General features: G+C 68.6%; 6 protein-coding genes. 3 read left to right on the top strand and 3 right to left on the bottom strand.

What is annotated here, in order from left to right; genetic code table 11:
* The 3 genes from IV088_RS09755 to IV088_RS09745 form a co-directional block, all read left to right on the top strand.
* Nucleotides 1-194: PLP-dependent transferase (locus tag IV088_RS09755; protein ID WP_291101180.1), on the top strand; the 194-nt coding region annotated here is incomplete at its 5' end.
* Between the two features lie 119 nt (nucleotides 195-313).
* The gene (locus IV088_RS09750; RefSeq protein WP_291101177.1) at nucleotides 314-1,093 is read left to right on the top strand and encodes an alpha/beta fold hydrolase; all 780 of its coding nucleotides are present in this window, start codon (nucleotides 314-316) and stop codon (nucleotides 1,091-1,093) included.
* Nucleotides 1,094-1,297: 204 nt separating this feature from the next.
* Nucleotides 1,298-1,894, top strand: coding sequence for an OmpW family outer membrane protein (locus IV088_RS09745; protein ID WP_291101174.1), 597 nt, complete (start codon nucleotides 1,298-1,300; stop codon nucleotides 1,892-1,894).
* Nucleotides 1,895-1,967: 73 nt separating this feature from the next.
* Here IV088_RS09745 and paaE read toward each other — a convergent pair whose 3' ends face one another.
* The 3 genes from paaE to paaC form a co-directional block, all read right to left on the bottom strand.
* Entirely contained in the window at nucleotides 1,968-3,077 is a 1,110-nt protein-coding gene (gene paaE / locus IV088_RS09740) for a 1,2-phenylacetyl-CoA epoxidase subunit PaaE (RefSeq protein ID WP_291101172.1), read from the bottom strand.
* Nucleotides 3,078-3,090: 13 nt separating this feature from the next.
* Nucleotides 3,091-3,615 carry a 1,2-phenylacetyl-CoA epoxidase subunit PaaD gene (gene paaD / locus IV088_RS09735; RefSeq protein ID WP_291101183.1) on the bottom strand — a complete coding sequence of 175 codons (525 nt, stop codon included), beginning with the start codon at nucleotides 3,613-3,615 and terminating at the stop codon, nucleotides 3,091-3,093.
* Nucleotides 3,616-3,632: 17 nt separating this feature from the next.
* Nucleotides 3,633-4,395 (bottom strand): 1,2-phenylacetyl-CoA epoxidase subunit PaaC (gene paaC / locus IV088_RS09730; protein WP_291101169.1); only part of this gene is annotated, 763 nt, incomplete at its 5' end.

Below are 4,395 nucleotides of genomic sequence, written 5' to 3'. Positions count from 1 at the left end.
TCTTCACCCGCCTGGTCAACATCGGCGACGCCAAGTCGCTGGCCTGCCACCCGGCGTCCACCACGCACCGCCAGCTCAATCCGGACGAAATGAAGAAGGCCGGCGTGAGCGCCGACATGGTCCGGCTCTCCGTCGGCATCGAGCACATCGACGACCTGATGGCCGATCTGGGGCAGGCGCTGGAGAGGGTGTGACCTCCCCTCTGCGCCGCTGTGCGGCTTCCCCAGAGGGACCACGCCCTTGGAACCGGCACAGCCGGATCTGCGGCGTGGGCTGGGCGGGCACACGCTCCGGTTGTTGATGTGAACCCACCATGCGAACCCTCCGGGCGCTGCGTTTGATGCTGCTGTGGACCGCCGCCGGCCTTGCCTTGCTCTACCTCGCGGGCTGTGGCGCCATGTACGTCTGGCAACGCTCGTTGCTCTACTTCCCGCAGCCCGCGCGGCAGGCGGTGGCGTCGATGACGCTGCCGGTGGACGGCGCCACGCTGCAGATCAGCGTGCGTGCGCACCCTGGCGCGCCGGCGGTGCTGTACTTCGGCGGCAACGCCGAAGACGTGTCGGCCACCATGCCGCAGCTTGCGGGCCTGTTTCCCGACCATGCGCTGTACGGCATGCACTACAGGGGTTACGGGCAGAGCACGGGCGCGCCCAGCGAGTCGGCCTTGCACGCCGATGCCCGCGCGCTGTATGAACACGTGCGGCCCGGGCACCCCGAGATCAAGGTCGTGGGGCGCAGCCTGGGCAGCGGCGTCGCGGCGCGCCTCGCCAGCGAGCAGCCGGTGGCGCGGCTGGTGCTGATCACGCCCTACGACAGCATTGAAAACGTGGCGGCCGGGCAATACCCGTGGCTGCCGGTGCGCTGGCTGATCCGGGACCGGTTTGATTCGGCCGGGCTGGCAGGACGGATCGGCGTGCCGACGACCCTGATCGCGGCCGAGCGCGACACCCTGATCCGGCCTGAGCGCACGGCCCGGCTGCTGGCGCACTTCCGGCCCGGCGTGGCGCGCCTGGTGAACATCCCGGGAGCGGGGCACGGCGACATCGGTGCCAGCCCGCTGTACGCGCGGGCGCTCGCCGATGCCGTGCGCTGAGTGCGCCCACTCGCCGGTCGCGGCAGGACATGGCCCCTGGGGCACGGTCTCGGGACCGGTTTGATCTGGGTCAAGGCGGCGGCACGGCAGCGGGGCGGCGGCGGTGGTGGCGCCCCATTCCTTTGACCTGACTCAAGCGGCATGCCAGAGGGGGCGACTCCAATCCGTTCCGGGAATGTTCCCGTGATGAGGAAGAAGTTGATCATGTCGAAGAAGCACATCCTTGCCATCGCCGCCCTGTCCGTTCTGGCCGCAGCCCCGGCGTTGGCCCAAGACTTCAAGGCGGGAGACCTGCTGGTCCGCGCCCGCGCCGTTCACCTGAACAGCGCCAACAAGGACAGCACCGGTCTGGACCTGTCCATCAACAACAAGTGGTTGCCGGAAGTGGACTTCACCTATTTCCTGAGCCCCAACCTGGCCGCCGAGCTGATCCTGACGGTGCCGCAGAAGCACACCCTCTCGGCCGGCAGCGCCGAGATCGGCTCGCTCAAGCACCTGCCGCCGACCTTGAGCCTTCAGTACCACTTCCCGATGGGCGCGATCAAGCCCTACGTGGGCGCGGGCCTGAACTACACGCGCTTCAGCTCGGTGAACCTGCCGGCGGGCGTGGACATCAAGCGCAACAGCGTGGGCGCTGCGTTGCAGGTCGGCCTGGACATCCCGGTCGGCAAAGACCTGTACCTCAACCTGGACGTGAAGAAGGTGTACCTCGGCACCAAGGTCTCGGCCGGTGGCAGCGAAATCGGCAAGTTCAAGGTCGATCCGGTGCTGATCGGCGTGGGCCTGGGCTGGAAGTTCTGACGCCGGTTCTCTCTGGCGCCTTGCAAGGCCTCCTGTCGTCATGGCGGGAGGCCTTTTTACTGGAAGACCGCTGTCAGCGCTCGTCGTAGCTGACCACAAGGGTGTCGGTGGTCGGTCGTGCCTGGCAGCTCAGCACGAAGCCCTTTTCCGTTTCCCAGGGCTCCAGCGTGAAGTTCTTGTCCATGCTGACCGCACCTTCCATCACCTTGGCGCGGCAGGTGCAGCACACGCCGCCGCGGCACGACCAGGGCAGGTCCAGCCCGGCGTTGAGCGCCACGTCGAGCACGTGTTCGTCCTTGCCCATGCGCAGCTGGTGCGGCTTGCCGTCGAGCACCACGGTCAGCGCCACCTCGCCGTCGGTGCGCACGGCCGGGTGGCCGAGCACCGCGGACTGGCGCTGCTCCGACGGCAGGGCGTCCAGCGTCGGTGAGGTGAAACGCTCCGTGTGCACGCGGTCGGGGCGCACGCCCGCGTCGAGCAAGGCCGCCTCGGTCGCTTCGATCATGGCCTCGGGACCGCAGATGAAGACCTCGTCCATGCTGCCCACCGGCAGCAGCGCGGCGATGATCTCGCGCACCTTGTCGCCGTCGATGCGGCCTTCGAGCAGCGGCACTTCCTGCGCCTGGCGCGAGAGCACGTGGATCAGCGTCAGGCGACCGGGGTAGCGGTCCTTCAGGTCCTGCAGGGCCTCGTTGAACATCACGCTGGCCATGCGGCGGTTGCCATAGACCAGGGTGAACTGGGCGTCGGGCGACTCCTCCAGGGTGCTGGCCATGATGGACAGGATGGGCGTGATGCCCGAGCCCGCCGCAAAGCCCACGCGGTGGATGGCGCGCGGCTTGTGGACGGTGAAGCGGCCGTCGGGCGGCATCACGCGCAGCGTGTCGCCGGCCTTGAGTTCGGCCGCCGCCCAGTTGGAAAACACGCCACCTTCGACCGGGCGGATGCCCAGCGTGAGCTCGCCCTGCCGCGTGAGTTGGCTGCGCGGGCTGCTGATCGAATAGCTGCGCCGCACGTCCTGCCCGCCGATGTTGGCGCGCAGTGTGAGGAACTGCCCGGGCTCGAACGCAAAGGCCTCGCGCAGCGGCTCGGGGATCGCGAACGAGATCGCCACCGCGCCCGCGGCTTCGGGGCTGACGCGCGAGACGGGGAGGTCGTGGAAGCGGGGGGCGGCGGTGTTCATGTCTTGTGCGGGGTCAGTACGGCTTGAAGTAGTCGAAGGGTTCCAGGCAGTGAAGGCATTTGAAGAGTGCTTTGCAGGCGGTTGAACCGAACGGCGAGGTTTCGGTCGTGTTGTTTGAGCCGCATTGGGGGCACGGCACCGCGGTGTGCCGGACCGCGTGCCGGCTGAACTTCACCACCCCGGCGGGCGTGTCGGCAGGGCTGCCACATTGCGGCGGCGCGATGCCGTAGGCGCGCAGCTTCTCGCGCGCGGGCTCGCTCATCCAGTCGGTGGTCCAGGCGGGTGAGAGCTGAGTGATCACACGGCCCTCAAAGCCCATGCCTTGCAGCGCTGCGCGCACGTCGTCCTCGATCTGGCCCATGGCGGGGCAGCCGCTGTAGGTGGGGGTGATGACCACCTCGGGCTCAGCATCCGCGCCTCGGCGCACGTCGCGCAGGATGCCCATTTCTTCGAGCGTGATCACCGGGATTTCGGGATCGGTCAGGCGCGACAGGGTGGCGCGGATCGCGCTGATCACCTCATCGGTCGTGTCCAGCATCGCTGCGTTCATGGGGCTTACCAGACGCCTTGCGGGTGCATGCGCGCCAGGCTCTGCATCTCGGCCAGCAGGAAACCCAGGTGCTCCGAATGCGCGCCCACGTGGCCCTGGGCCACGTAACCCGCGTGCGGCTGGTCATGGCGCGCGAGCGTGGCTTCGGCCAGGGTGTCGTTCACCAGCGCGTTCCAGTGAACGCGCAGCGTGCGCAGGTCCACGCCGCTGCCGTCGACCGCGGCCGCCTGCTCGGCGGGCGACGGGTGCCAGAAGGCTTCGCAGCAGGGCAGCAGGTGGTCCAGCGCGGCCTGCGCGCGGTGGTGCGATTCGTCCGTGCCGTCGCCAAAGCGCACCAGCCAGTCCCCCGCGTGGCGCAGGTGGTAGCGCACCTCTTTAAGCGACTTGGCGGCGATGGCGGCGAGCTGCGGGTCTTTCGATCCCTGCAGCTGGTCCCACACCAGCACCATCAGCGCACTGACGAGGAAGTTGCGTGCGATGGTCACTGCGTAGTCGCGCTCGCTCACCGCGTAGCCCACCAAGGCGCCGTGGTGGGGCAGCTCCATCAGCGTGTGGCAACGGAACTCGGCCGTGTCGCGGAAGTAGGCCAGCGTGTCCTCGGTGATGCGACCGTCCAGCCGAGCGCCCTGCAGGTGCGCGAAGCGCTGGGCTTCTGCGCCGTCCGCGTTGATGAGGGTGGCGGCGTGCTGGTAGAGCAGGCGCGCCTGACCGATCAGGTCCAGGCTGTTGTTGGCCAGGGCCAGGTCTTCTTCGAGGATGGGGCCGTGG

It is taken from the genome of Hydrogenophaga sp. (assembly GCF_018780075.1).
Lineage (GTDB): Bacteria > Pseudomonadota > Gammaproteobacteria > Burkholderiales > Burkholderiaceae_C > Hydrogenophaga.
Note: the sequence above shows the minus strand (reverse complement) of the source record. Positions and strands in the feature narration are given on the sequence as shown.

Bases quoted from the DNA above. Each gene is read 5' to 3' on its own strand.
- IV088_RS09750 (WP_291101177.1), top strand. From the start codon at position 314: ATGCGAACCCTCCGGGCGCTGCGTTTGATGCTGCTGTGGACCGCCGCC.
- IV088_RS09745 (WP_291101174.1), top strand. From the start codon at position 1,298: ATGTCGAAGAAGCACATCCTTGCCATCGCCGCCCTGTCCGTTCTGGCC.
- paaE (WP_291101172.1), bottom strand. From the start codon at position 3,077: ATGAACACCGCCGCCCCCCGCTTCCACGACCTCCCCGTCTCGCGCGTC.
- paaD (WP_291101183.1), bottom strand. From the start codon at position 3,615: ATGCTGGACACGACCGATGAGGTGATCAGCGCGATCCGCGCCACCCTG.